At 56.4% G+C, this 23,934-nt stretch carries 23 protein-coding genes; 12 read left to right on the top strand and 11 right to left on the bottom strand.

The window, feature by feature from the left end; translation table 11 throughout:
- Nucleotides 1-17: 17 nt before the first annotated feature.
- Nucleotides 18-1,007 (bottom strand): FAD:protein FMN transferase, encoded by a 990-nt coding sequence (locus BUA39_RS12065; RefSeq protein WP_110721853.1) that lies wholly within the window; start codon nucleotides 1,005-1,007, stop codon nucleotides 18-20.
- A gap of 212 nt (nucleotides 1,008-1,219) precedes the next feature.
- Between BUA39_RS12065 and BUA39_RS12060 the strand changes: the two genes are divergently transcribed.
- The 7 genes from BUA39_RS12060 (at nucleotide 1,220) to BUA39_RS12030 (ending at nucleotide 8,197) form a co-directional block, all read left to right on the top strand.
- Nucleotides 1,220-2,557, top strand: coding sequence for a Na(+)-translocating NADH-quinone reductase subunit A (locus tag BUA39_RS12060; protein WP_072793460.1), 1,338 nt, complete (start codon nucleotides 1,220-1,222; stop codon nucleotides 2,555-2,557).
- A 3-nt stretch (nucleotides 2,558-2,560) separates the two neighbouring features.
- Nucleotides 2,561-3,760: an NADH:ubiquinone reductase (Na(+)-transporting) subunit B gene (locus tag BUA39_RS12055; RefSeq protein ID WP_072793459.1), complete on the top strand. Its 1,200-nt coding sequence runs from the start codon at nucleotides 2,561-2,563 to the stop codon at nucleotides 3,758-3,760.
- Nucleotides 3,753-4,559: a Na(+)-translocating NADH-quinone reductase subunit C gene (locus BUA39_RS12050; protein WP_072793458.1), complete on the top strand. Its 807-nt coding sequence runs from the start codon at nucleotides 3,753-3,755 to the stop codon at nucleotides 4,557-4,559. Before BUA39_RS12055 ends, BUA39_RS12050 begins: the two co-directional genes overlap by 8 nt.
- On the top strand, nucleotides 4,559-5,212 hold the full coding sequence (locus BUA39_RS12045; RefSeq protein ID WP_072793457.1) for an NADH:ubiquinone reductase (Na(+)-transporting) subunit D: 654 nt from the start codon (nucleotides 4,559-4,561) through the stop codon (nucleotides 5,210-5,212). Before BUA39_RS12050 ends, BUA39_RS12045 begins: the two co-directional genes overlap by 1 nt.
- Nucleotides 5,212-5,820: an NADH:ubiquinone reductase (Na(+)-transporting) subunit E gene (gene nqrE, locus BUA39_RS12040; RefSeq protein ID WP_072793456.1), complete on the top strand. Its 609-nt coding sequence runs from the start codon at nucleotides 5,212-5,214 to the stop codon at nucleotides 5,818-5,820. The genes BUA39_RS12045 and nqrE overlap by 1 nt, the downstream gene beginning before the upstream one ends.
- Nucleotides 5,821-5,833: 13 nt before the next feature.
- Nucleotides 5,834-7,057, top strand: coding sequence for an NADH:ubiquinone reductase (Na(+)-transporting) subunit F (gene nqrF / locus BUA39_RS12035; RefSeq protein ID WP_072793455.1), 1,224 nt, complete (start codon nucleotides 5,834-5,836; stop codon nucleotides 7,055-7,057).
- 120 nt (nucleotides 7,058-7,177) lie between these two features.
- Nucleotides 7,178-8,197 carry a LacI family DNA-binding transcriptional regulator gene (locus BUA39_RS12030; protein ID WP_072793454.1) on the top strand — a complete coding sequence of 340 codons (1,020 nt, stop codon included), beginning with the start codon at nucleotides 7,178-7,180 and terminating at the stop codon, nucleotides 8,195-8,197.
- Here BUA39_RS12030 and BUA39_RS12025 read toward each other — a convergent pair whose 3' ends face one another.
- The 4 genes from BUA39_RS12025 to BUA39_RS12010 all read right to left on the bottom strand — a co-directional run bounded on the left by BUA39_RS12025 (nucleotide 8,198) and on the right by BUA39_RS12010 (nucleotide 13,580).
- The gene (locus tag BUA39_RS12025; protein ID WP_072793453.1) at nucleotides 8,198-9,103 is read right to left on the bottom strand and encodes a hypothetical protein; all 906 of its coding nucleotides are present in this window, start codon (nucleotides 9,101-9,103) and stop codon (nucleotides 8,198-8,200) included.
- Entirely contained in the window at nucleotides 9,100-10,113 is a 1,014-nt protein-coding gene (locus tag BUA39_RS12020) for a hypothetical protein (protein ID WP_072793452.1), read from the bottom strand. The genes BUA39_RS12025 and BUA39_RS12020 overlap by 4 nt, the downstream gene beginning before the upstream one ends.
- A 54-nt stretch (nucleotides 10,114-10,167) precedes the next feature.
- A complete protein-coding gene (locus BUA39_RS12015) occupies nucleotides 10,168-12,420 on the bottom strand; it encodes a glycosyltransferase family 2 protein (RefSeq protein WP_072793451.1) in 2,253 nt (750 codons plus the stop codon).
- Nucleotides 12,421-12,563: 143 nt separating this feature from the next.
- Nucleotides 12,564-13,580: a zinc ABC transporter substrate-binding protein gene (locus BUA39_RS12010; RefSeq protein WP_072793450.1), complete on the bottom strand. Its 1,017-nt coding sequence runs from the start codon at nucleotides 13,578-13,580 to the stop codon at nucleotides 12,564-12,566.
- A gap of 84 nt (nucleotides 13,581-13,664) precedes the next feature.
- Between BUA39_RS12010 and BUA39_RS12005 the strand changes: the two genes are divergently transcribed.
- From BUA39_RS12005 to BUA39_RS11995, 3 genes are read left to right on the top strand one after another with little or no spacing between them, the layout of a single operon-like run.
- Entirely contained in the window at nucleotides 13,665-14,138 is a 474-nt protein-coding gene (locus tag BUA39_RS12005; RefSeq protein ID WP_072793449.1) for a transcriptional repressor, read from the top strand.
- Nucleotides 14,135-14,875, top strand: coding sequence for an ATP-binding cassette domain-containing protein (locus tag BUA39_RS12000; protein ID WP_072793448.1), 741 nt, complete (start codon nucleotides 14,135-14,137; stop codon nucleotides 14,873-14,875). Before BUA39_RS12005 ends, BUA39_RS12000 begins: the two co-directional genes overlap by 4 nt.
- On the top strand, nucleotides 14,868-15,665 hold the full coding sequence (locus BUA39_RS11995) for an iron chelate uptake ABC transporter family permease subunit (protein WP_072793447.1): 798 nt from the start codon (nucleotides 14,868-14,870) through the stop codon (nucleotides 15,663-15,665). The genes BUA39_RS12000 and BUA39_RS11995 overlap by 8 nt, the downstream gene beginning before the upstream one ends.
- Here the strand turns inward: BUA39_RS11995 and BUA39_RS11990 are convergent.
- From BUA39_RS11990 to serB, 5 genes are all read right to left on the bottom strand, one after another.
- Entirely contained in the window at nucleotides 15,655-16,149 is a 495-nt protein-coding gene (locus BUA39_RS11990) for a DUF2478 domain-containing protein (protein WP_072793446.1), read from the bottom strand. The two genes, BUA39_RS11995 and BUA39_RS11990, sit on opposite strands and share 11 nt — an antisense overlap.
- 53 nt (nucleotides 16,150-16,202) lie before the next feature.
- Nucleotides 16,203-16,982 (bottom strand): isocitrate lyase/PEP mutase family protein, encoded by a 780-nt coding sequence (locus BUA39_RS11985; protein ID WP_072793445.1) that lies wholly within the window; start codon nucleotides 16,980-16,982, stop codon nucleotides 16,203-16,205.
- Nucleotides 16,979-18,043, bottom strand: a complete 1,065-nt coding sequence (locus BUA39_RS11980; RefSeq protein WP_072793444.1) for a bifunctional transcriptional activator/DNA repair enzyme AdaA — start codon at nucleotides 18,041-18,043, stop codon at nucleotides 16,979-16,981. The genes BUA39_RS11985 and BUA39_RS11980 overlap by 4 nt, the downstream gene beginning before the upstream one ends.
- Nucleotides 18,044-18,148: 105 nt before the next feature.
- A complete protein-coding gene (locus tag BUA39_RS11975) occupies nucleotides 18,149-18,907 on the bottom strand; it encodes a TSUP family transporter (RefSeq protein WP_072793443.1) in 759 nt (252 codons plus the stop codon).
- The gene (gene serB, locus BUA39_RS11970) at nucleotides 18,908-19,786 is read right to left on the bottom strand and encodes a phosphoserine phosphatase SerB (RefSeq protein ID WP_072793442.1); all 879 of its coding nucleotides are present in this window, start codon (nucleotides 19,784-19,786) and stop codon (nucleotides 18,908-18,910) included.
- A gap of 224 nt (nucleotides 19,787-20,010) precedes the next feature.
- Here serB and BUA39_RS11965 point away from each other — a divergent pair, with 224 nt between their 5' ends.
- On the top strand, nucleotides 20,011-21,156 hold the full coding sequence (locus BUA39_RS11965) for a phosphoserine transaminase (RefSeq protein WP_072793441.1): 1,146 nt from the start codon (nucleotides 20,011-20,013) through the stop codon (nucleotides 21,154-21,156).
- Nucleotides 21,157-21,245: 89 nt separating this feature from the next.
- Nucleotides 21,246-22,841: a phosphoglycerate dehydrogenase gene (gene serA, locus BUA39_RS11960; RefSeq protein ID WP_072793440.1), complete on the top strand. Its 1,596-nt coding sequence runs from the start codon at nucleotides 21,246-21,248 to the stop codon at nucleotides 22,839-22,841.
- A 52-nt stretch (nucleotides 22,842-22,893) separates the two neighbouring features.
- On the opposite strand, the gene tdh is transcribed toward serA, so the two are convergent.
- Nucleotides 22,894-23,922 (bottom strand): L-threonine 3-dehydrogenase, encoded by a 1,029-nt coding sequence (gene tdh, locus BUA39_RS11955; protein ID WP_072793526.1) that lies wholly within the window; start codon nucleotides 23,920-23,922, stop codon nucleotides 22,894-22,896.
- Nucleotides 23,923-23,934 lie beyond the last annotated feature (12 nt).

Genomic DNA, 23,934 nt, shown 5'->3' with positions numbered 1-23,934 from the left:
GGGTCTGACCTTTGCTGTTAGGCTTGCAGCGCCGCGAAACGCGCGCTTGGGGTTGTGACAAAGCCCTTCTGCGCAGAATCGGCACTGCGATCAATAAACAATACCGCGAGGTCGCGCTCGTTTGCGATTTTCAGGCCGCGCTCGGTGCCCAGCACCAGCATCGCTGTGGCCCAGGCATCAGCCAGCATGGCGTTTTCGGTCAGCACGGTGACCGATGCTGTTTTGTGGGTTACAGGGCGGCCGGTTGTACCGTCTAGGATATGGGAATAGCGCACGCCATCCTGTTCGAAATAGTTGCGATAGTCGCCAGAGGTCGCCATGCCCAAGTTAGAGACGCTGACCACCTGCTGAACACCGCGATCATGCGCGACAGGGGATTCGATCCCGATCTGCCAAGGCATGCCGTCAGGGTTTTTGCCTGCCGTATAAAGATCGCCGCCGATTTCGATCATGTAATCGCGAATGCCAAAGCTTTCGATGGTACGGGCGACCTGGTCAACGCCAAAGCCCTTACCGATGGCTGAGAGGTAAACTTCTGCGCCCGGATTGAGTTTCTGCAGCGAAGTGTTGTTGACGCGCAGGGAATTGCCGTGGCCGGTGATGTCCATCACCGCAGCAATCTCTGCTTCTGTTGGGGCAGTGCCTTTGGCATCACCCGCGCCAAAACCCCAAAGGTCGATCAGGCCGCCCAGCGTAACGTCAAAGCGCCCTTCGGAGGCCACATGTACGTCTTGTGCAGCTTGCATCACGGTTGCGAGTTCAGGCGACACGGCAAAGGGCGCGGTCGATTTGGAAGCATTGAAACGCGCGATTTCCGAAGAGGCGTCCCAGTTAGACATCTGCGCATTCACTTTGGCCAAGCTGGCGGTGATTGCGGCCTGCAGTTCTGTCTTATCCACCGATTTGGAGTGATCAATGGCCGCAACAGAATAGGTGGTGCCCATGGTCAGCCCGGTCAGCTCCAGCAAGGACCAGCCTTTCTTACAAGCGGCCAACGCGAGTGGCATGATAAGAAAGCTACGGCGCGAGAAAAGGGGCTGCAGGGTCACGGTTTCAGTCTCCGGCGGAAAAATTTGTGTCATGGAACAACAGTTGGGGCGCTTTTGAGGTGTTTTAGGAGCCGATTCAATAAAAAATTGCCGATTTGAGCCAAATAAGCCTTCCAGAGCGCGCCTTCAACGCGCATAAGACGCCAAAAAATGGACGGGATCATTTCAACGTGCAGATATTCTCCTTAAAGAAGGGTCTGAACGTTCCGGTGCTCGGCCAACCACAAGGTGGCATATCTGATGCCCCGAAGGTCGGCACGGTTGCACTGCTGGGCGCAGACTACATTGGGCTCAAGCCGCGCTTGGCTGTGAACGAAGGTGACGTGGTGGGCGCAGGCGCGCCAATCTTTGCCCATAAGGACACGCCTGATGTGATGGTGACCTCGCCCGTTTCAGGACGCGTGAAGGCGATCAACCGCGGCGCGCGTCGTGTTCTGGTCAGCGTTGAAATCGAAGTTGATGAATCGGCAGCCCCAGCGATTGATTTTTCAAACGTTGGTGACGTGAGCACCGCCGAAGGCCTGACAGAACGCCTGTGTGCCGCCGGTCTCTGGACCTCGTTCCGCACACGGCCTTATTCCAAAGTCCCTAATCCCGAGACGCGTCCTGCCGCTCTTTATGTGACGGCGATGGATTCCGAACCGCTGTCTGGCGATGCGGCAGAGATCATTGCCCAAGATGCAGAGGCCTTTGCGGCTGGCTTGGCTGCGATTGCGAAGCTTTCAGACGGCAAAACCTACCTGTGCCAAGAGGCCGGCGCAGATGTTCCGACGGTCGACGGTGTAGAGGCGGTTGGCTTCTCTGGCCCGCATCCGGCGGGTCTGGCTGGCACCCATATGCACTTTTTGGAGCCGCCAAGCGCTGCGAAACTTGTTTGGACCATTGGGTTCCATGACGTGATCTCCATCGGGAAACTTCTGCAGACCGGTCACTACGATGCCTCGCGCGTCATTGCGATTTCCGGTCCGCTTTGCGCCAACCCACGCCTCGTGCGCACCGTTGCGGGTGCGTCCATGGTGGATTTGACCGCAGGGGACATCACTGGTGAAGCACCGGTTCGTATGATCTCTGGTTCGATCCTAAGCGGTCGAATGGGCGAAGGCGAAACAGCATATCTGGGGCGGTACGCACGTCAGATCACTTTGATCGAGGAAGATGCAAAGCAAATTCCGATGGGCTGGATTCGTCCAATGCCGTCAAAATATGCTTTCCAACCCGTGCTGGGGTCTGCCTTTAGCAAAAAACTATATGCGCTGACATCAAACCTGAATGGGGGTCGCCGCGCGATGGTGCCGATTGGCACCTTTGAAGAGCTGATGCCACAGGACTTCCTGCCGACGCAGCTTTTGCGTGCGATGCTTGTGATGGACACCGATCAGGCGCAGGCGCTGGGCGCGTTAGAGCTGGACGAAGAAGACCTAGGTCTCGTTGGCTTTGCCTGCCCGGCCAAGTATGAATATGGCATCGCCCTGCGCGACTGTCTCACCAAGATCGAGAAAGAGGGCTAAGCCGTGGGCCTACGTAGTTTCTTCGACCGGATCGAGCCGCAGTTCACCAAGGGCGGAAAATACGAGAAATACTTCCCCATCTACGAGATGGTTGAGAGTTTTCTGTATACCCCAAAAGCCGTCACCACCGTCGCGCCCCATGCGCGGTCTTATATCGATATGAAGCGGATCATGACCTATGTGGTCATTGCGACGATCCCTTGTATCCTTTGGGGCATGTACAACGTTGGTCTGCAGACCAACTCTGCCATTGCAGAATTTGGCGCGTCGGGCTGGAGGGCGTGGATCATTGACACGTTCGGCATTGGTTTTAACGCTGCAAACCCGCTGGCGAATATCCTGCACGGCGCGCTTTACTTCCTGCCGATTTACATCGTGACGTTGGTCGCTGGCGGCATTTTCGAAGTGATCTTTGCCACGGTAAGGGGCCACGAAGTCAATGAAGGCTTCCTTGTAACGTCCATGCTTTACGCGTTGATCATGCCTGCGTCGACGCCACTGTGGCAGGTCGCGTTGGGCATTATCTTTGGTGTTGTGATTGGTAAAGAAGTCTTTGGCGGCACCGGCAAGAACTTCCTGAACCCGGCGCTGACGGGTCGTGCGTTCCTGTATTTTGCCTACCCGGCGCAGATGTCGGGCGACACGATCTGGACGCCAGTTGATGGGTTTTCTGGCGCGACAGCGTTGTCGATTGGCGCATCAGACGGCTACGCAGCGCTGCCGGAACGCGGGATCGAATGGTCCGACGCTTTCTTTGGCTTGATGCAGGGTTCTATTGGCGAGACGTCCACCTTGGCCTGTCTCATCGGCCTTGCCTTCCTGCTGATCACCAAGATCGCCAACTGGCGTCTGGTTGTCGGCTGTCTGGTGGGCATGATCGCCTTCTCTAGCCTGCTCAACCTAATCGGCTCTGACAGCAACCCGATGTTCGCGATGCCTTGGTATTGGCACCTCGTCGTTGGTGGTTATGCCTTCGGTCTGGCCTTCATGGTGACAGAGCCTGTTTCGGCCTCCCACACCAACATGGGTCGCTACATCTATGGCGCGCTGATTGGGTTCATGGTTGTGATGATCCGTGTGATCAATCCGGCCTTCCCAGAGGGCATGATGCTGGCCATTCTGTTCGGAAACGTCTTTGCTCCGTTGATCGACTACTTCGTCGTTCAGGCAAACATCAAACGCAGGGCGAAACGCAATGTCTGAAAATACAGAGAACAAAGGTTTCATTCGTCGTTTTCTAGATGCGCCGCCTGATTCCGTCAGCAAAACCGTGATCGTCGCGGTCGCGCTGTGCCTTGTCGCCTCCATGATCGTTTCCGCAGCGGCGGTTGCCCTGCGTCCGATTCAAGAAGTGAACGCCCTGAAAGACAAGCAGATCAATATTCTGCAGGTCGCGGGTATTTATGATCCCGAAGCAGATGTGGTCGAGGCGTTCGCAGCGTTTGAACCAAAGGTCGTGGAGCTTGAGACCGGCAAATTCGTCGACCGTTTTGATCCCAAGACATTCGATGACCGTGCGGCGTCAGATGACCCCGAAATCTCTGTCGCCTTGGCGGATGACCCAGCTGGCATTGGTCGCCAGGCGCAATTCAAAACCGTCTATTTGCTGCGTGATGACTCCGGTGCCATCGACAAAGTTATCTTGCCGATTCATGGCTATGGTCTGTGGTCGACGCTTTATGGCTTCATCGCTTTGGAAGAAAACGGCAACGACATCTTTGCGCTGCAATTTTACGAACATGCAGAAACCCCGGGGCTGGGCGCCGAGGTCGATAACCCTCGTTGGAAGTCGCAGTGGAACGGCAAGAAGTTGACCGACGAGAGCGGCGATCTGAAAATCAGTGTTTCTAAGACTGTGCCGCCGGCCGGTCCCGAATACCATATTGATGCGCTGGCCGGGGCAACACTTACTTCCGTCGGAGTGCACAATCTCGTGCGGTTCTGGATGGGTGAGGCTGGTTTCGAGCCGTTCTTGAAAAACCTTAATGAGGGGAATCTGTAATGGCCCAGACACGCAGAACCATGCTGATCGACCCGCTGGTTGATAATAACCCGATCACGTTGCAAGTTCTGGGCATCTGTTCGGCGCTTGCGGTGACCTCTTCCCTTCAAGTTGCTTTGGTGATGACCATCGCGGTGACTTTGGTGACGGCATTTGCCTCTATGTTCATCTCGATCATCCGCAACCAGATCCCGGGGTCGATCCGGATCATCGTGCAGATGATCATCATCGCGAGCCTTGTGATCTTGGTGGATCAGGTGCTGAAGGCCTATGCCTTTGAGATTTCCAAGACTTTGTCGGTCTTTGTGGGCCTGATCATCACGAACTGCATAGTGATGGGCCGCGCCGAAGCCTTTGCGATGAAGAACCCGCCGCTGGATAGCTTTATTGACGGTGTCGGCAACGGTCTGGGCTACGGCCTGATCCTGATGCTGGTTGGCTTCTTCCGCGAGCTTTTTGGCTCTGGCAGCCTTTTCGGTGTGACCATTTTGGAAACCGTCAATAACGGTGGCTGGTATGTGCCAAACGGCATGCTGCTGCTGCCACCATCCGCATTCTTTATCATCGGCCTGATCATCTGGGCGTTCCGGTCCTGGAAGCCACAACAGGTCGAAGAACGCGAATATAAAATCCAGCAGGTGGAGGCACACTGATGGAAGCCTATATCTCCCTCGCGGTTAAGGCGATTTTCGTCGAAAACCTTGCGCTGTCCTTCTTCCTTGGCATGTGTACCTTTATTGCGGTCTCGAAAAAGATTTCGACCGCAATCGGCCTAGGTATTTCTGTGATGGTTGTGCAGTCGATCACCGTGCCTGCGAACAATCTGATCCTGACCTATTTGTTGGCGCCGGGTGCGCTATCTTGGGCAGGCTTTGACAATGTCGACCTGACCTTCCTTGGTCTGATTTCCTACATCGGTGTGATTGCCGCACTGGTTCAGATCCTTGAGATGGTTTTGGATAAGTATTTTCCACCGCTCTACAACGCTTTGGGTGTCTTCCTGCCGCTGATCACGGTGAACTGTGCGATCCTGGGTGGTTCGCTGTTCATGGTGGAGCGGGGCTATAACTTCGGGGAATCTGTGACCTATGGCGTCAGCTCTGGCTTTGGCTGGGCGTTGGCGATCACCGCGATGGCGGGTGTGCGCGAAAAACTCAAATACTCCGACATTCCAGACGGTCTGCAGGGCCTTGGCATCACCTTTATCACCGCAGGTCTGATGGCGATGGCCTTCATGTCCTTCTCTGGCGTGAAACTCTGAGGGAGCAAAGACATTGGAAACCTTTGGCCTTGGTATCATCCTCTTCACGCTGATCGTTCTTGCATTGGTCACGATCATTCTTGCCGCGCGCTCGCGCCTTGTGTCGTCGGGCAATGTGAACATCACGATCAACGGTGAGAAAACCATTTCTGTGCCAGCGGGCGGCAAACTGTTGCAGACGCTGGCAGAGCAAAAACTTTTCGTGCCGTCTGCCTGCGGCGGCGGCGGCACCTGCGCGCAGTGTCGTGTGCGTGTGCATTCTGGCGGCGGGTCGATCTTGCCGACCGAAGAAAGCCACATCACCAAACGCGAAGCCTCTTGCGGCGACCGTCTGTCCTGTCAGGTTGCGGTCAAGCAAGATATGGACATCGAAGTCCCCGAAGAAGTGTTCGGCGTCAAGAAATGGGAATGCACCGTGCGTTCCAACGAAAACGTCGCCACCTTCATCAAAGCGTTGGTTCTGGAACTGCCCGAAGGCGAAGACGTGAACTTCCGTGCGGGCGGCTACATTCAGATCGAAGCGCCTGCGCACAAGTTGAAGTACACCGATTTCGACATCGAAGAAGAATACCGCGAAGATTGGGATCGCTTTAACCTGTGGCAGTATGAGTCCACGGTCGCGGAACCGATCGAACGTGCCTATTCCATGGCGAACTACCCGGACGAGAAAGGCATTATCATGCTGAACGTCCGTGTGGCGTCTCCGCCTCCGGGGTCCGAAGGCATTCCAGCCGGTCAGATGTCGTCTTACATCTTCAACCTGAAACCGGGTGACAAGGTCACAATTTCCGGTCCGTTCGGCGAATTCTTTGCGCGCGATACAGACAAGGAAATGGTCTTTGTCGGCGGCGGCGCGGGCATGGCCCCGATGCGCAGCCATATCTTTGACCAGCTTAAGCGCCTCGAGAACCGGGATCGCAAGATCACCTTCTGGTACGGTGCACGGTCCAAGAAAGAGATGTTCTTTGTTGAGGACTTCGATGAGTTGGCCAAGGAATTCCCCAATTTCACATGGCATGTCGCGCTGTCAGACGCGCTGCCAGAAGATGACTGGGGCGGCTATACCGGCTTTATTCACAACGTTCTTTACGAAGAATACCTGAAAGATCACCCCAATCCTGAAGATTGCGAATACTACATGTGTGGCCCGCCAATCATGAACCAATCCGTGATCAATATGCTCTTGGATTTGGGCGTGGATCGCGAAGACATTATGCTGGATGATTTCGGCGGATAAGATCAAAATACGGGTCGAGCAGATGCGCGACCCGTTTTCATTTGTCGCGGTGTGTCGGTCTCGCTTGTAAAAGGTGAAAACCTCACGATAACATAGCCCTAACAAGTAAAGGAAAATATCGTGGCCTCCGACGAACACCGTTCCCTGACTTTGCGCGACGTCTCCGAAGCTTCCGGCGTGTCGGAAATGACTGTCAGCCGTGTGCTGCGTAACCGGGGCGATGTCTCTGACGCGACACGCCAAAAGGTGCTGCGGGCGGCCAAAGATCTGGGATATGTGCCCAATAAGATCGCTGGCGCGCTGGCCAGCCAACGGGTCAACCTCGTCGCGGTGATCATTCCGTCGCTCTCGAACATGGTCTTCCCAGAAGTCCTGAGTGGCATCAGTGAAATTCTCGAAGACACCGAGTTGCAGCCCGTTGTGGGCGTCACGGACTACCTTCCGGAAAAGGAAGAGAAGGTGCTTTACGAGATGCTCTCGTGGCGACCTTCTGGGGTGATTATCGCTGGCTTGGAGCATTCCGACGCGTCTAAGGCCATGCTGTGCGCCTCTGGCATTCCGGTGGTTGAAATCATGGACGTCGACGGCACCCCTGTGGATGCCGCGGTTGGTATCTCCCACCGCCGGGCGGGCCGCGAAATGGCACGGGCGATCCTGAAAGCGGGTTATCAGAACATCGGCTTCCTTGGGACCAAGATGCCGCTCGATCACCGCGCCCGCAAACGGTTTGAAGGGTTCACCGAGGCGCTGGCCAAGGGTGGCGTCGAAGTCATAGATCAGGAATTCTATTCCGGCGGCTCGGCCTTGGCCAAAGGGCGCGAGATGACGCAGACGATCTTGGAACGTTCGCCTGACATTGATTTCCTTTATTATTCAAACGACATGATCGGGGCCGGTGGTCTTTTGTACCTGCTGGATCAGGGCATTGATATTCCGGGCCAGATTGGATTGGCGGGTTTTAACGGTGTGGAACTGTTGCAAGGTCTGCCGCGCAAACTGGCCAGCATGGATGCATGCCGCCGCGAGTCTGGCCGGAAAGCTGCGGAAATTATCGCGGCGCGGGTCAACAACAAGCCTTGCGACCACATCGTTGAACTGACGCCAAAGATTGCCTTTGGCGACACGCTCAAGCGGCGCTGATCAACCCTTTTGCTTCTTTGAAAGCGCCGCGTCAGCCCGTTTAAGCGCCTGCCGGAAGCGCGGGCCTTTGCGCCGGTTCAGCACAGCTTGGCAAAAATAGGCTGTGCGTCGCGGGTTGTTCTTGGCTTCGACCGTTTCCAGAAACTCTCGCATAAACCGTCCGCTGGTGCGTCGAGTGCGCATCAGTTGGAAGAATTTCAGCCGCGTTAATGATCCGTCTACGCAAGACGTGATAACTTCTTTCAGCACCCCCATCTGCAGCCAGAGAGATGCCATCCGGTGCCCAAAAAAGCGACATCGGAATTTGATCAAATTGTCTCCCTGAAACAGCGTCGCGTGCATCGCATCGGGCGCGATCCGGGGGTCAAAGAACAGATAAGCCTGTTCCGCCGCGCGAAGGTGGTCGGGCGCATAGCCGTAGCGCGTGTTGAAATTACGGCTCCAGCCTTTCAGGTAGCGCTGCTCCCACGGGGCGGTTTCGCGGCATAAGGTGGCCTGTGGTGAAATCAGGATGACAGTCGATCCGGGCGCCGCCGCACTGAACGTCGCCGCCGCATAGCCGCCCATCGAGGCGCCATAAAACACAACCCTTTTGAATCGCGCAAAAAACCCTTCGTCGCGCAGCCGATCAAAGAAATCATAAACCGCTTCGTCGCGATACCACGTCCAATCATGCGCCATCATGCCGAGCATCGACCAGCCTTGGCCAGTGACAAAACTATGCCCCCATGGCATCCGGTCGTCGGTATAGCGATAAACGTGATCGAGGTTTTCGAAGGTCACAATCAGAGTGTCATTGCCTTCAATGAAAAGCGCAGAATGCTGATCGCCTAAGGTTTCAAAAAACCCATATTCCGCACCAAGCTGGGCAAGAGAGGACTGAAACTGCTTTGTCGCTTTATTCATCTGGTGCTGTCCTGCTCAAATATTATGGCCGCGTCTGACACGAGCTTCGCGCGCCACTTTCGAATGTCTTTTGGTTCAACATTATTGTCCGTCGCGAGTTGGCGGATGGAGGCATCTCCTTTCAACGCTTCGATCGCAAGCATTGCGCGGAACCTCGGGTCTTTCGAATCGCCCGCCAAACGAATTCGGCGGTCAGGCAGAGGTGCGTCCTCGGGGACGATCTCATGTTGCTGCAACATACGATCAAGAAACGACCCCCGTCGTGGCTTGCGCCCCGGAAGCTCAAGCGCACGCGCTTTCAGGCGGCGTGCCCAAAGATGAACCGCTCGGGTCTCGGATGTGAACCTGTCTTCCGGCGCAAATCGGCTAAGGATCAAGTGATTGCGTCGCTTATAACTGACGGGAAAGAAAACCTCTTGCGGCTTGGCATATTCGATTTCACCTGTTTTTTGCAGGAACCACGTGACAGCGGCGGGCCCGGTAAAGCCCCATTCCTGTTCGGTCATATGCACGGGCTTCCCTGCGTCGCGCTGCTTTTCGAGGTGGGCAATTTGTTTTGGCCTCAGCCACGGACCAATCGCATAAGGGTCTTCAAAAAAGTCGTTTAGGCCTGCGAGGGCCTTGCTTTCAGACGGTAGTCCAAGCACCGCGTTGCAGACCAAATCGTCTTTCTCCCAGCCGAATACAAATGGGGTGTCAAAACCAAAGGGATGGTGGCAAAGCACATCCGCATCGACCCAGATTTTATCTGTTTTCCGGAGCAAATTCAGACGCCAGATATCGGCGTGTATGGCTGGGCTACCGGTTACCGCGTGGCGATGAATTTCATCGGCTTGAAAGATTTCGTTGGCGTCGCCGGACGCCACCCCTGGCGGAATGTTTGATATGGGATCGTAGCTATAGAGCGTGATTTTGTGGCCGTGGTCGGCAAAGGACTTAAGGCAAAGTTGTTCGAGCCACGTCAATTCGCCGCCGATCCAAAGGCTCGCGATTTCTGGGTTATGCGCCATGGTCTGCCTGCGTCATTGGGTGAAAGCGTTTAACGATGATCTGTCGGCATCCGATCATTCTGCGGCCTCATTTTCCAGACCGACCGTAAAGAAAAAATCACCGGGTTGATCCTCAAAGATCATATGATCTGGCACGACATCCGGGCCTGCCAGAAAGACGTTTGCGCCGAAGTTAGGCAGCAGTTTCGAAAGCCGCTGCATGCGGTCGCTGGTCAGTGTTTCGTAAAAGTCAGCGTAGGAGGGCGTGGCTTTCAACGCATTGATTTTCTCACGGTGCGCCGTGACGCAGCGCCGGTGCATGGCGGCGATCTCTGGGTCTTGCAACAGGCGATCCATCTCGGCACGCAGGGCGGGCAAGATGCGTTGAATAGAGGTGTCCTGCGTCACGTTGTGGTTCATGCGGAACCAGTAATTGAGGCCCTGATCACGGTCGACATGGTTGACGCGGCCCCTGTCCCGTTTCACCAGAAAGCTTTCAGCAGACCGCACCGCGTAATGGTTCAGGCTGACAAGGTCATATCCCACAGTGCTTTGGGTGGACCGCCATGCATTCCGGTAAGTGTCTTTGGGCATTGGGTGGCCGGACCCATTGACCCATTTGATGTCCTGCCAAAGCTGCGGGTTGAGGCCTTTTGGCCGATGAACGCCAAGCTTTTTGTAGAGGCCGATATTGCGGAACAGGGTCTTAAATCCCCAAGCCTGATGCGGTTTGCGCGCCATTTCCGGGGCGCATTTCGTGAAGGTCTCAAGAATTGGCCTGTCTTCGAACGCATGCACATCCGAATTGCCAAACAGCCGCCATGTCAGCGAAATCATATTGGCGTCACCGGTGGCGTCAAAAAGCGCAGCCAATGTGCCGTCGCCTGTTTTTACGTTGATGAATTCATCAACGTCCATGCAGATGACCCAGCCAGCGTTTTTGATCACGTCTTCCTGTTCGCCCGCCTGCAACGCGGCGTGTTGGGGTTTCATGCCGCTGTCGCGATAGGGGTTCTGCCGGTGCTGCACGATGCCTTTGGCCTGCAAGAGATCGTGAAAGTCGTCGGTGCCGTCAGTGCAGTCATTTGTGTAAACAAGGAAGTTTTCCACCCCAATGGCGCGGTGGTAGGCGATCCATTCAAGAATAAACGGCCCTTCGTTTTTCATCGTGGTGATGATGGTTACGGCGTTTTTCGTTGTGTCCACGACCGGAGCAGCCAAGGTCGGCATCCGCACCGGGTCATGTGCGAAATGATCCTGAGCGATGGACAGAAGGCGCATGTCTTCGATGAGCGATGATTTGGGCACGATCTGCGACACGCTGTGTCCCGGATGACGCAAACCCATGAAGCGCGCGAATGGCTGTGCGGCTGCGCGATCCGTCACAGCGCCGACGATGCGCACGAACCGCCAGACTGTGTTCTTTGAAACTTTCTCAGGCGCGACGCACCAGCGGTCCCTTGTGGTGTCTTTGTCAAATTGTCGGCAGGCGTGGTCCGCGAAATGGGCAGTTTGCCCGGACCTCACGCGCCACGGGTACACGTGTTGGCCCACCAATGGTACGACGCCAGACTGCTGTGCGCGGTCAAACACGGTCTCGTCCTGCGCATCATCCTTAATAAGCAACAGGTCGGTGAGGTCGATCTGCGCAACGGCGCGCGCCTTTGCCAGAAACCGGTGACGCAAGAGTTCAAATATCCCGAGTTCGCCAAGCGGTGCGGTCCATGGATCCGCCTCTGGTATCTCCATCCGGTCTTTGCCGGGCGCGTCGGGGGCACAAAAAGGGTGCATTTCAGACGGGAGGTCGTGGCGTCCGAGCGGGTGGTCAAATTGCACAACCACAACCGTCTTCAATCCGGTAATTGCACTGAGGCCATCCCGGAGCTGAGCCAGATATGCGTCGTTCTCGCCCGGTTTGGCCCTGTCGACAATCAATGCAGCCGTCATCCCGTGATGGGTGACATGCCACTTCAGCCAATCAAGCGTGATCTCGGCGGTCTGACCATTGCGAAACGCTAGCGCAGTGTTTTGACCTTTGAGCAGGCGATGCTGTGCGGCGGAAAGGTGGATAGTTCCCGAGTGATCCCCGCATACGACCTCAGGCGGTTCGGGGCTCGCTGTCTGGACGGCAAGGGTCGCCCCGAGGGTACGGCGCTGGGTAAACTTTGTGTCGCCAGCGGGTTCTGGTGCCTGCTCGTCCCGTCCCGCCGCAAAGAACACCCAGCCCTTGCTGACACCCCCGCGTTTCGCGGTTGCGACCGCATTAAGCACAACAGCATCGCCAACGCGCTGATGCGCAATTTGGATGTGATGAAAGGCGGCCTGCATGGGCGATATTACCTGTCACGCCCTTACACGGGCATTAATTTACTGCTCTTTTTTCCAGTGATACCACGCACGGGGGCATCGCTGCAAACTTTTGGCAGGTGACAGGGGGCGAAGTCGGGGTCGGATTTAGACGCGCCGCTAGTTTAGCTGAGGCAGTTCGCCACCCGTTCGGTTAAGTCGCGCAAAAGGAGCGTGTAGAAACTCGGCCCCATGGGCAGCTGTGTCCCAAGCGGGTCCAGCGTACCTGTGTTAGTGCCTTCTGGCGCAACTGATGCAATCAATTCGGGATTGAACTGCGGTTCAGCAAAGACGCACACCACGCCATGCTCTGCAATTTCGTCGCGCAGGTGCACCAATCGTGCGGCGCTCGGAGGGGTGGCATCAGACAGTTGCAATGCACCCAACGCGTTTAGGTCAAAGGCGTGTTCAAAATACTGATAGGCGTCATGGAAGACGACAAAACGCCTGTCCTGTAGGGGAGCCAAAAGGCGGCGGCTGTCTTCTGCGACGGCTTCGATTTCTGTCGCCGCGACCTTGGCGTTCATGGCGTATAGTTCGGCATTCGCCGGGTCCAACTCTGATAGAGCAGCGGCGATCGAGGTCAGCCAGATCACCGCGTTTTCTGGATCAAGCCAAGCATGCGGATCGTGACCGTCGTGATAATGACCATGACCGTGGTCATCCTCATGGTCTTCGGCGTGCTCGTCATGCCCATCTTCATCTTTATGGTCGTCGCCATGGTCGCCATGGTCGCCGTGTTCGTCCGCGTGGTGGTCTTCTTCGTTGGCATAATCGTCGTTGTGATCTTCAAACACCGCTTCGGTTCGGGTTTCCAGCACATGAGTCTCTGTCAGATGCAGCAGTTCCAGCGACTTTGCGTCCGGGGCCAGGTTCTCGATTGCGTCTTCCAGCCAAGGGGTCAGGTCTTCTCCCATCCAGATCACAAGATCGGCCTGCGAGAGCGTCCGCGCCTCGGACGGGCGCAAGCTGTACCCATGTGGGGATGCACCTTGGGGCATGACCGACATCGGTTCCCCGACACCACTCATCACGCGGGACACCAGCGAATGCACGGGTGCAATGTCGGTGGCGACGGTTGGCGTCTCTGCCTGAGCTTGTAGCGCGACGAAGGAAAGAGCGGTTACTAGACGGATGAACATGGACAACTCGCGTTATGATATAACATCTGGTTGCATGTACAGAAGATGTTATACTATATCAACTGCATTCTTGAAGGATGGCGCATGGCTTCTCACGGGTTCCAAAATCACGATCACGGCAGTTGCATCGACACGACATTGGCTGCGGTACAGACCCATTGTGCCGAACACGGCTTGCAGTTCACGCCGGTGCGCCGTCGCGTTCTGGAAATTCTGCTGCAAGAGCATCGCGCAATGGGGGCCTATGATATTCTGCCGATCCTTGGCGAAGAGGGATTGGGGAAGCAGCCGCCTGTCGTTTACCGCGCACTTGAGTTTCTGACGACCAACGGCTTCGTGCATAAAATTGAGCGCTTGAATGCCTACGTAGCCTGCATGCACCCGGGAACCGAGCATGCCCCTGCCTTTATGATCTGCCGCGAATGCAGCCGGGTGGTGGAAACCGAAAGCCGTCCGGGTGTGGGTTTGAACGCCGCAGCGCATGATCTGGGCTTTGCCATTGAGGCGACCGTGATCGAAGCCGAGGGCCTTTGCCCCAATTGCCGTCCCGCCCAATGAGTCTGCTGTCGACCCAAAACATGAGCGTCAGCCTTGGTGGTCACGTTGCCCTGCGCAACGTCGATTTTGCGATTTCAGCGGGTGAAATCGTGACAGTGGTTGGCCCGAACGGATCGGGAAAATCGACCCTATTAAAGGCGTTGATCGGCGCGGTGCGGGCCAGTGAGGGCAAAGTTACCCGTAAACCCGGCCTGCGCATTGGCTATGTTCCACAACGGTTGCATATCGACCCGACACTGCCCCTGACAGTGCGGCGGTTTCTGTCTTTGCCGCACAAACGCGCGGAAGACGACATCGCATTTGCTTTAGCGCGAGTGGGCGCAAGCGATCTGGATGACAAACAGATGTATTCCCTGTCAGGCGGACAATTTCAGCGTGTTCTGCTGGCGCGGGCGCTGTTGGAAAAGCCTGAAATCCTGATCCTAGATGAGCCGACCACCGGGTTGGATCAACCCGGCTCTGCTGCGCTTTATTCCCTGATCGAAGACCTGCGCCGTGAAACGGGCGCAGCTGTGCTGATGGTCAGCCACGAACTGCACGTGGTGATGAGCGCCTCTGATCGTGTGGTCTGTCTAAATGGGCATGTGTGTTGTCACGGCGCGCCTGACATTGTTGCCTCTGCCCCGGAATACCGCGCCTTGTTCGGGACCGGCACCCATGGTGCGCTGGCGCTCTATCGGCACGACCATGATCACAGCCATGAGGTTGATGACCACGAAGGGTGCACCCATGCTTGATGACTTTCTGTTGCGGGCCACATTGGCGGGCATTGGTGTTGCCTTGGCGGCGGCCCCGCTGGGATGTTTCGTTGTCTGGCGGCGCATGGCCTATTTTGGCGACGCCACCAGCCATGCGGCGATTTTAGGAGTCGCGCTTTCGTTGGCGCTGTCGATGTCAGTTTTTACCGGGGCGCTGGCGGTGGCCTTGATCATGGCGCTGACGGTCTCGGCACTTTCGGGCCGTGGCTATGCAATGGACACGCTTTTGGGTGTGATGGCGCATTCTGCCTTGGCGATTGGTTTGGTGGCCGTCAGTTTCTTGCAAGGCGTGCGTATTGACCTGATGGGCTATCTCTTCGGCGATATCCTTGCCGTGTCCAAATCAGACTTGGCAGTGATCTGGACGGGCGCGGGATTGGTGATCTTATTCATGCTCTGGCGTTGGTCGGCGCTTTTGACGGCGACTCTGAACGTGGACCTCGCTATGGCAAGCGGTATTGACCCTAAGCGAGAGCAATTGATCCTGACGCTTTGCCTTGCAGTCGTCGTCGCGGTTGCCATTAAGGTCGTGGGTGTATTGCTGATCGTTGCCTTGCTAATTATCCCCGCTGCCGCCGCGCGCCCATTGGCGCGAACGCCAGAAAGCATGGCGATGATTGCGGCCGCGATTGGCGGTCTGTCGGCCATTTTAGGACTTAGGATGAGCCTGATCTATGATACGCCCGCTGGGCCAAGCATCGTTTGCGTGGCAGCAGGTTTGTTCGCTTTCAGCTTGATTGTTGGACGACTGCGCGTGCCTAGCGTTTGAACCAATCCGCCAAGGCTGCGGGCGTTGGCTCCACATATTCCGCGGTGCCGCCAGAAAACGCCTCAAACGCTTCGCGGTTCAGGGCGTTGACGCCGCAAACCACCGGCACCTCAAGCGCCATCGCTTTTGCAATCGTATCGCGGAAGCCGCGACCCCCGGCCTCGTGTTTCCCAAATTTGTTCAGCACGAGAAGCGCGACATCATCTGTCAGGCGCTTCTCGACTTCGGTGACAGCCGTTTCCAATGCGTCTGGGTCAAGACGACACCCCTTGGCTTCGGGTCCAAGGTCCTGCGAAATACGGATGGTGGGGCCATCCGGCAGCACCTCAACATCCATATCGCAAAGCGGGCAGTCATCACGATCTGTGTTGACCTGCACCACACCGACGACCCTGGTGCCGTTTGCCATTTCGGATTTGGCAAAGCGGTAGAGTACCTCATCAAGGTCACCTTTGCCTTCGGTCATCGTATAGGCGATTTTCATCTGGGACGTCTCCTGATCTGACGCCTGATATAAGCGCCTGATCAGGAAATGCACTAGTTCATTGTTTCAACATAGCGTGCGGCGAGATCGCGCATCGCTTGCCGGAATGGGGCTGGGCCATGGCTGATCCGGGCGACGCCAAGCGCCGCAAGGTCTGTTGCGCTCGGCCCCTCGGGTTTGGCGAGGATGTTGACGGGCAGGTCCGAAGCCTCGCAAATGCGAGCGATCAGATTTGGGTTTTGTAAGCCGGGGACAAAGAAGCCGCTGGCCCCAGCGTCCGTATAGGCGGCCAGCCGTTCCAAGGCCTGCGGCATCAGACCGGCATGCCAATCTTGATTTGCCTCATGCAGGAACAGGTCCGTGCGGGCATTGATGAACAGCGGTACACCAAATTCATCCGCAGCGGCCCGCGCGGCGGCGATCCGTTTGGCTTGCTCTGCTTCTTTGTGCAAGCCTTTTCCACCGACGACCTGATCTTCGAAGTTGATGCCGACAATGCCTTGCCGCAAAGCAAGCGTGACATTGGTGGCGACGCCCGTTGGACCAACGGCGTAACACCCCTCAAAATCAAGAGAGACGGGGAGATCAACCGTCTGACAAATCCGCCGCGCGGTCATCAGAGCAATTTCAAGCGGCAGCTTTTCTCCGTCATCAAATCCTTGTGCGGCCGCGACAGACCAACTCCCTGTGGCGACAGCCTCTGCCCCGGCCTCTTCAATGACTTTTGCAGAGCCTGCATCCCAGATATTGTACAGCACCAAGGGGTTGCCGGGCTGGTGCAAGTCAGCAAATTTCCGGGCCTTTTCGGCTTGAATAGAGACTGTTTCACTCATGCTGCGCTTTGGTCCTTAAATCGATGTTCCAATTCAATCAGCCGCTGCTTGCGCCATAGTCCACCGCCATAGCCCGTCAACGACCCGTCTGCCCCTATGACGCGATGGCAGGGTACAATCAAGGCAATCTGATTGGCCCCATTCGCCCGGGCCACGGCGCGTACGGATTGCGGTCGCCCAATCGTGCGCGCAAGTTCAGAATAGGATCGCGTCTCTCCGGCGGGAATGGTGCGCAACGCATCCCAAACACCTTGGGTAAAGGGGGAGCCGTGGTAGGTAAGCTTCACGTTAAATGCGGCTCTATTCCCGCTAAAAAACGCCCGAAGCTCATCCTCCAACTGGTCGTTGATGTCAAAACGCCCGATGCCAAGCGAGCCTTTTGCGGCAGCTTGTAGTTTTTTCAAAGACGTGGGCAATGCTTTGCGGTCCACGAACTCCAGAAGGTGGACAGATTGCCTGTCACAGACAGCCACCATCGGGCCGAGTGGCGTATCGATCCAATCCGCACGCAAAAGGGCATTGGTGGCAAATGTGCCGGGACTTTGCCCGAGCAATTTGGCAAAAGCCGTCCGAAAGGCGCTGGGGCTGTCAAAGCCTGCATCCAGTTGCGCTTCGATGACCGGCCCGCCTTTGGCCAGCGTTGTGAAACCTTCGCGCAATCGACGCTGGCGTGCCATTTCCAGAAAGGTCATTCCGAAATGCCGTTTGAAGGCGCGGCGCACGGTGGAGGCATCCAGTCCCATCCGCAGGATATCGCCCTCACCCCAGCGATGGGTTGGTCGTTTTTCAAGCGCCGCAAGCAAGGTGTCGATGACCGGTTCTGCTTTAGCCATGGGGGCAAGCGGGTGGCAGCGTTTGCAGGGGCGAAAGCCTGCCTCAATACAAGCGCCGACCGAGCCGAACCATTGGCAATTTTCAGGCAGGGGTTTGCGGGCGGGGCAGGTCAGCCGGCAAAATATCCCGGTCGAGGTCACCCCAACCCATGCGCGGCCTTCATAGCTGTCGTCGCGCGCACAAAGCGCGGTGTAGAGCGTGTCGGTATCTGGCAAATCAAACATCATGCCCAAACTCTAGCGCATGTGCAGGGGCGATGACGCCTAAAATCGGGCGTGGATGTATTTTGCGCGCGGGTACTTTGAGTATTTTGGAAAGATGAAACGAGGGGCTTAGATCAAGTCCCAGAGGAGTTTCGCGGCCATGGCCAAGGTGGTGCAGACCAAAAGCGGTTTGATCAAACGCGCACCGATCTTTTGCGCAAGGGAGGCCCCAAGACGCGCTCCAAAGATTTGGGCAACACCCATAGCAAGGCCCGTCATCCACCAAGGTGTTGCAACAATAGCGAAAGCCAAAAGCGCCCCTGCGTTTGAGGCGCAGTTCAGGAGTTTCGTATTTGCTGTCGCCTTAAGAATGCCGTAGCCTGCAAGCGAAACGAACGCGAGCATGAAGAAACTGCCGGTGCCCGGCCCAAGAACACCATCGTAAGCAGCGATCAGGGGCACCATGCTGGCATTGAAAATCAGCGGGGACATGCGGCGCACTCGGTCGGTGTCGCTAAGACCCCGCTGCAGGGCAAAGAATATGGCAACACCAACAAGAAGCAGGGGAAGGACAACGCGAATAAGATCTGTCGGCAATTGCGAGATGATCAGCGCACCAACGATTGACGCCGCAAATGAAATAGCGGCGGGTCCGATCTGTTTGCGGAGATCGACATGGCCACCCCGGGCATAACTAAAGGCCGCAGTGGCCGCCCCGAATAGGCCTTGGATTTTGTTGGTTGCAAGCACGGTCAGGGGGGGCATGCCGGACAAAAGCATGGCGGGTACGGCGATCAGACCCCCGCCTCCCGCAATGGAATCGACAAATCCGGCAAAGAAACCTGCGACCATCAGGAACAGCAGAATTTCGGTGCTGACCTCGAACATCTAGTCCGCCACGAATTCGGATTTGGCGTAGCCTTGTAAGTAAAGCAGCGCCGTGAGGTCACCGTGGTTGATCTTGACTTTGCACTTGGCTTGCAGGGCGGGCTTGCCATGCAGTGCGACGCCTGTTCCTGCGGTTTTCAGCATAAGCAGGTCGTTCATCCCATCCCCCACAGCCAGTGCATCGGCTGGCGAGATACCAAGTTTCGCCGTGATCTCGTTTAGCGCTTCCAGCTTTGCCTCTTGGCCAAGGATCGGGCGCACAACCTTGCCGGTTAGGACGCCATCGGCGATCTCAAGCGTGTTCGCGCGGTTTTCATCAAACCCAAGTTCAGCCGCAACCTTGGCGGTGAAGGCAGTGAAACCACCCGACACAAGCGCCGCATAGGCCCCATTGGCTTTCATGGTTTGCACGAGAGCCTTGCCACCCGGCATAAATTCGATCCGCGTTTGCAGGACGTGATCGATGATGCTTTCTGGCAAGTCTTTCAGCAGGCCGACTCGCTCGTCAATCGCTCCCTCGAAATCGAGTTCGCCGTTCATTGCCTTCGCCGTGATCTCAGCGACACGCGCGCCAACACCTGCCTCGGCCGCCAATTCGTCAATGCACTCTTGCTGGATCATGGTGCTGTCCATATCGGCAATCAGCATCTGCTTCTTGCGCCCTTCAGCAGGCTGAAGGATCAGGTCAATCTTTTCAGCCTGCAGGGCAGTCCAGACGTCTTCAAGGTTATCGGGTATCTGACCAAGTGCAAATTCTGCCGCTTCGCCGGTCGCGAGCCATTGGGCGTCACCGCCACCCCACGCGTTGCGTAGGTTTTCTACCGTGGCAGCGTCTAGGGACGGCGCGGCAGGGTTCGTCAAAAGCGTTGCGATATACATGATCCGTCCCTCTAAAGCAGCTTTATCCGCCCATTACCGTAGCTTGAATGCCATTACCAGCCAGACCCGTGATGTTTCCGATCGGAGACAAACGCTCCTGAAAACGGCGCATCTTCGATCAAAACCGGCATCTTTTGGGATTGCCCGAGTCGCAAAGCCCGACTATTTCCGGCTGCGGGACACCTCTCCCCAACGAGAGGCGCTTATCTGGAAGGGTAGCTAAAATGGCTATTGCACAACCGGCATCGCGGCCGGCAAATCCGCGGTTTTCTTCTGGCCCATGTGCCAAACCCCCGACATTCGAATTGTCTAAACTTGCGGACGCGCCTCTGGGTCGCAGCCACCGCGCAGCTGTTGGCAAAGCCAAGCTGAAGGATGCCATCGAAGGCACACGCGAGGTTCTGGGCATTCCTGCTGATTACAAGATCGGCATCGTTCCTGCGTCTGATACTGGCGCGGTCGAGATGGCCATGTGGTCGCTTTTGGGCGAACGCAAGGTAGAGATGCTGGCCTGGGAATCCTTTGGCGCGGGCTGGGTCACAGATGTGGTCAAGCAGCTGAAAATCGACGCTGAAGCCAAAATTGCTGACTACGGTCAGATCGTTGATCTCGCCTCTGTCGATTTTGCCAACGACGTTGTTTTCACTTGGAACGGCACCACGTCTGGCGTGCGTGTGCCAAATGGCGACTGGATTGCAGACGACCGCGAAGGCCTTACGATCTGTGACGCGACCTCCGCTGCATTTGCCATGGACCTGCCTTGGGACAAGCTGGATGTGACCACCTTCTCTTGGCAGAAGGTTCTGGGCGGCGAAGCGGCGCATGGTGTGATTGTTCTATCCCCCCGCGCTGTGGCGCGTTTGGAAAGCTACACACCTGCATGGCCTCTGCCAAAGATCTTCCGCATGACCAAAGGCGGCAAGCTGATCGAAGGTATCTTTACCGGTGCAACCATCAACACCCCATCGATGCTGGCGGTCGAAGATTACCTGTTTGCACTCGATTGGGCGCGCTCTGTTGGCGGTTTGGAGGGTTTGATTGCGCGTGCAAATGCGAACGCACAAGCCGTTTTTGATTTCTGTGAGGCCAACGATTGGATCGCGAATCTTGCCGAAGATGACGCGACACGCTCCAACACGTCGGTTTGCCTGAAGTTCACCGATGATCGTATCCAAGACGGCGCAGCCTTCGCGAAAGCAGTTGCGAAACGTCTGGAAGCGGAAAACATCGCGCTGGACATTGGTGCCTATCGTGATGCGCCAGCCGGTCTGCGGATTTGGTGTGGCGGTACGGTTGAGACTGCCGACATCGAAGCCATGCTGCCATGGCTCGCGTGGGCTTTTGACGCCGAAATCGAAGCACAAGCTTAACGTGGTGGTGGGGTGAAACCCCACCCTACACATTCCCATAACCGTAGGGTGGGGTTTTCCCCACCGCCCGACAAAAAAGGACCAAAACCATGGCCCCTAAAGTTCTTGTATCTGACAAACTGTCCGAAACCGCCGTTCAGATCTTCCGTGATCGTGGCATCGATGTCGACTTCATGCCGGACCTCGGTAAAGACAAAGAGAAACTGGCCGAAGTGATCGGCCAATACGATGGCCTTGCGATCCGCTCTGCCACCAAAGTGACGCCGACCATTCTGGAAGCAGCGACCAACCTGAAAGTTGTTGGCCGCGCGGGTATCGGCACCGACAACGTCGACAAAGAAGCGGCGTCCAAGAAAGGTGTGATCGTAATGAACACACCTTTCGGCAACATGATCACCACCGCAGAACACGCAATTGCGATGATGTTTGCTGTGGCGCGTCAGATTCCAGAGGCCTCAGCGTCCACACACGCAGGTAAATGGGAGAAGTCCAAGTTCATGGGCGTTGAGCTGACCAACAAGACCCTTGGTGTGATCGGCGCCGGGAACATCGGTGGCATCGTCTGTGACCGCGCGCGCGGCTTGAAGATGAAAGTCATCGCCTTTGACCCGTTCCTGTCACAGGAAAAAGCCGACAAAATGGGTGTCGAAAAGGTCGAGCTGGACGAGCTGCTGAGCCGCGCAGATTTCATCACGCTGCACGTGCCATACACCGAAAGCACAGCCAACATCCTGTCGCGTGAAAACCTTCTGAAAACCAAAAAAGGCGTGCGCATTGTGAACTGTGCACGCGGTGGCTTGGTTGACGAAGAAGCTTTGGCAGAACTGCTGCAAAACGGCCATGTGGCAGGCGCTGCGTTTGACGTTTTTGCTGTTGAGCCAGCGAAAGAAAACGCGCTCTTCAACCTGCCAAACGTTGTTGTGACTCCGCACCTTGGCGCGGCAACCACCGAGGCGCAGGAAAACGTGGCGCTGCAAGTGGCAGAGCAAATGTCAAACTATTTGCTGACCGGTGCCGTTGAAAACGCACTGAACATGCCGTCTGTGACTGCCGAAGAAGCCAAGATCATGGGGCCTTGGATCAAACTGGCCGATCACCTTGGTGCTTTCGCCGGTCAGATGACAGACGAGCCGATCAAAGCCATCAACATCCTGTATGACGGTGTCGCGGCGGGCATGAACCTCGAAGCGCTGAATTGCTCTGTGATTGCCGGGATCATGAAGAAGGCGAACCCAGACGTGAACATGGTCTCTGCGCCAGTGATCGCGAAAGAGCGTGGTGTAAAGATTTCCACCACGAACCAAGACAAGTCCGGCGCGTTTGATGGCTATATCAAAGTGACCGTTGTCACCGACAAGCGCGAACGCTCGGTTGCGGGCACGGTCTTCTCTGATGGCAAGCCACGGTTCATTCAGATCAAAGGCATCACGGTGGACGCCGAAATTGGTGCACATATGCTTTACACGACCAACCAAGACGAACCCGGTATCATCGGTACACTGGGTCAGACCATGGGCGAAAACGGCGTGAACATCGCGAACTTTACACTGGGCCGTTCGGCTGTCGGCGGCGAGGCGATTGCGCTGCTTTATGTCGACGACGAAGTGCCAGAGCCGATCCGTCAAAAGCTATGCGACACTGGCATGTTCAAGCAAGTCAAGGCGCTGCAATTCGACGTCGCCTGATCATCTGACTCAAACAAAAAAAGCGCCGCCCAAACCGGGCGGCGTTATTGTTTTAACGCCAGTTCAGAACGACCTTACCGGACTGCCCTGATTTCATCGCGGCGAAACCCTGTTGGAAATCGTCCACGTCAAAGTTGTGGGTGATGACCCGGCTGACGTCCAATCCATTCTGCAGCATGGCGATCATCTTGTACCAGGTCTCAAACATCTCGCGGCCATAGACGCCTTTGATGGTGATGGCCTTGAAGACGATGCGGCTCCAATCGACCGGGGATTTGCCGGGTGGGATGCCAAGCAGCGCGATCTTGCCGCCCATCACGAGAGCTTCGACCATCTGATCTAGCGCCTGTTGGCTGCCCGACATTTCCAATCCAACGTCAAACCCTTGTTTCAGTCCAAGCGATTTGATGACGTCTTTCAGTTCTTCTTTGGTGACATTCACTGGCCGCACCGAGGGCACAACGTGTTTGGCCAACGTCAGTCGGTCGTCGTTGATGTCGGTGATCACCACGTTCCGCGCACCGGCGTGACGCGCTACTGCGGCGGCCATGATACCAATCGGACCAGCACCGGTGATCAGAACATCCTCACCCAAAAGATCAAAACTTAGCGCGGTGTGCACGGCGTTGCCCAATGGATCAAGGATGGCGCCGATTTCATCGGGGATATCATCGGGCAGGGGGACGACGTTAAAGGCGGGTAGCTTAAGATACTGCGCAAACGCCCCTTGCACGTTCACGCCAACGCCACGTGTGCCCGGATCAAGGTGGAACTTGCCTGCCCGGCTTTGACGGCTGTCGGTTTCGATCAGGTGCCCCTCGCCAGAGCAGCGCTGACCGATTTCGAGGCCCGTCACGTCTTTGCCGATCTCAACGATTTCGCCCGCGAATTCGTGACCTGTGATCATTGGATACGGCACCGTATGGCTAGCCCACTCATCCCAGTTCCAGATATGGATATCCGTCCCACATATGCCGGTTTTATTGATGCGGATCAGCACTTCATCATCACCGATCTCAGGCACCGGCGCTTGCACCATCCACAGCCCCTCTTGGGGTTTGGATTTCTCAAGCGCTTTCATCGTGTTGGGTCG

Origin of the sequence: Cognatishimia maritima (assembly GCF_900129685.1) — a bacterium.
Lineage (GTDB): Bacteria > Pseudomonadota > Alphaproteobacteria > Rhodobacterales > Rhodobacteraceae > Cognatishimia > Cognatishimia maritima.
Note: the sequence above shows the minus strand (reverse complement) of the source record. Positions and strands in the feature narration are given on the sequence as shown.

Bases quoted from the DNA above. Each gene is read 5' to 3' on its own strand.
- BUA39_RS12005 (WP_072793449.1), top strand. From the start codon at position 13,665: ATGGCTTCTCACGGGTTCCAAAATCACGATCACGGCAGTTGCATCGAC.
- BUA39_RS11980 (WP_072793444.1), bottom strand. From the start codon at position 18,043: ATGATGTTTGATTTGCCAGATACCGACACGCTCTACACCGCGCTTTGT.
- serB (WP_072793442.1), bottom strand. From the start codon at position 19,786: ATGTATATCGCAACGCTTTTGACGAACCCTGCCGCGCCGTCCCTAGAC.
- BUA39_RS12010 (WP_072793450.1), bottom strand. From the start codon at position 13,580: ATGTTCATCCGTCTAGTAACCGCTCTTTCCTTCGTCGCGCTACAAGCT.
- BUA39_RS12015 (WP_072793451.1), bottom strand. From the start codon at position 12,420: ATGCAGGCCGCCTTTCATCACATCCAAATTGCGCATCAGCGCGTTGGC.
- BUA39_RS11965 (WP_072793441.1), top strand. From the start codon at position 20,011: ATGGCTATTGCACAACCGGCATCGCGGCCGGCAAATCCGCGGTTTTCT.
- BUA39_RS12050 (WP_072793458.1), top strand. From the start codon at position 3,753: ATGTCTGAAAATACAGAGAACAAAGGTTTCATTCGTCGTTTTCTAGAT.
- BUA39_RS12000 (WP_072793448.1), top strand. From the start codon at position 14,135: ATGAGTCTGCTGTCGACCCAAAACATGAGCGTCAGCCTTGGTGGTCAC.
- BUA39_RS11985 (WP_072793445.1), bottom strand. From the start codon at position 16,982: ATGAGTGAAACAGTCTCTATTCAAGCCGAAAAGGCCCGGAAATTTGCT.
- BUA39_RS12045 (WP_072793457.1), top strand. From the start codon at position 4,559: ATGGCCCAGACACGCAGAACCATGCTGATCGACCCGCTGGTTGATAAT.
- BUA39_RS11995 (WP_072793447.1), top strand. From the start codon at position 14,868: ATGCTTGATGACTTTCTGTTGCGGGCCACATTGGCGGGCATTGGTGTT.
- BUA39_RS11990 (WP_072793446.1), bottom strand. From the start codon at position 16,149: ATGAAAATCGCCTATACGATGACCGAAGGCAAAGGTGACCTTGATGAG.
- BUA39_RS12020 (WP_072793452.1), bottom strand. From the start codon at position 10,113: ATGGCGCATAACCCAGAAATCGCGAGCCTTTGGATCGGCGGCGAATTG.
- serA (WP_072793440.1), top strand. From the start codon at position 21,246: ATGGCCCCTAAAGTTCTTGTATCTGACAAACTGTCCGAAACCGCCGTT.
- tdh (WP_072793526.1), bottom strand. From the start codon at position 23,922: ATGAAAGCGCTTGAGAAATCCAAACCCCAAGAGGGGCTGTGGATGGTG.
- BUA39_RS12025 (WP_072793453.1), bottom strand. From the start codon at position 9,103: ATGAATAAAGCGACAAAGCAGTTTCAGTCCTCTCTTGCCCAGCTTGGT.
- BUA39_RS11975 (WP_072793443.1), bottom strand. From the start codon at position 18,907: ATGTTCGAGGTCAGCACCGAAATTCTGCTGTTCCTGATGGTCGCAGGT.
- nqrE (WP_072793456.1), top strand. From the start codon at position 5,212: ATGGAAGCCTATATCTCCCTCGCGGTTAAGGCGATTTTCGTCGAAAAC.
- BUA39_RS12065 (WP_110721853.1), bottom strand. From the start codon at position 1,007: ATGCCACTCGCGTTGGCCGCTTGTAAGAAAGGCTGGTCCTTGCTGGAG.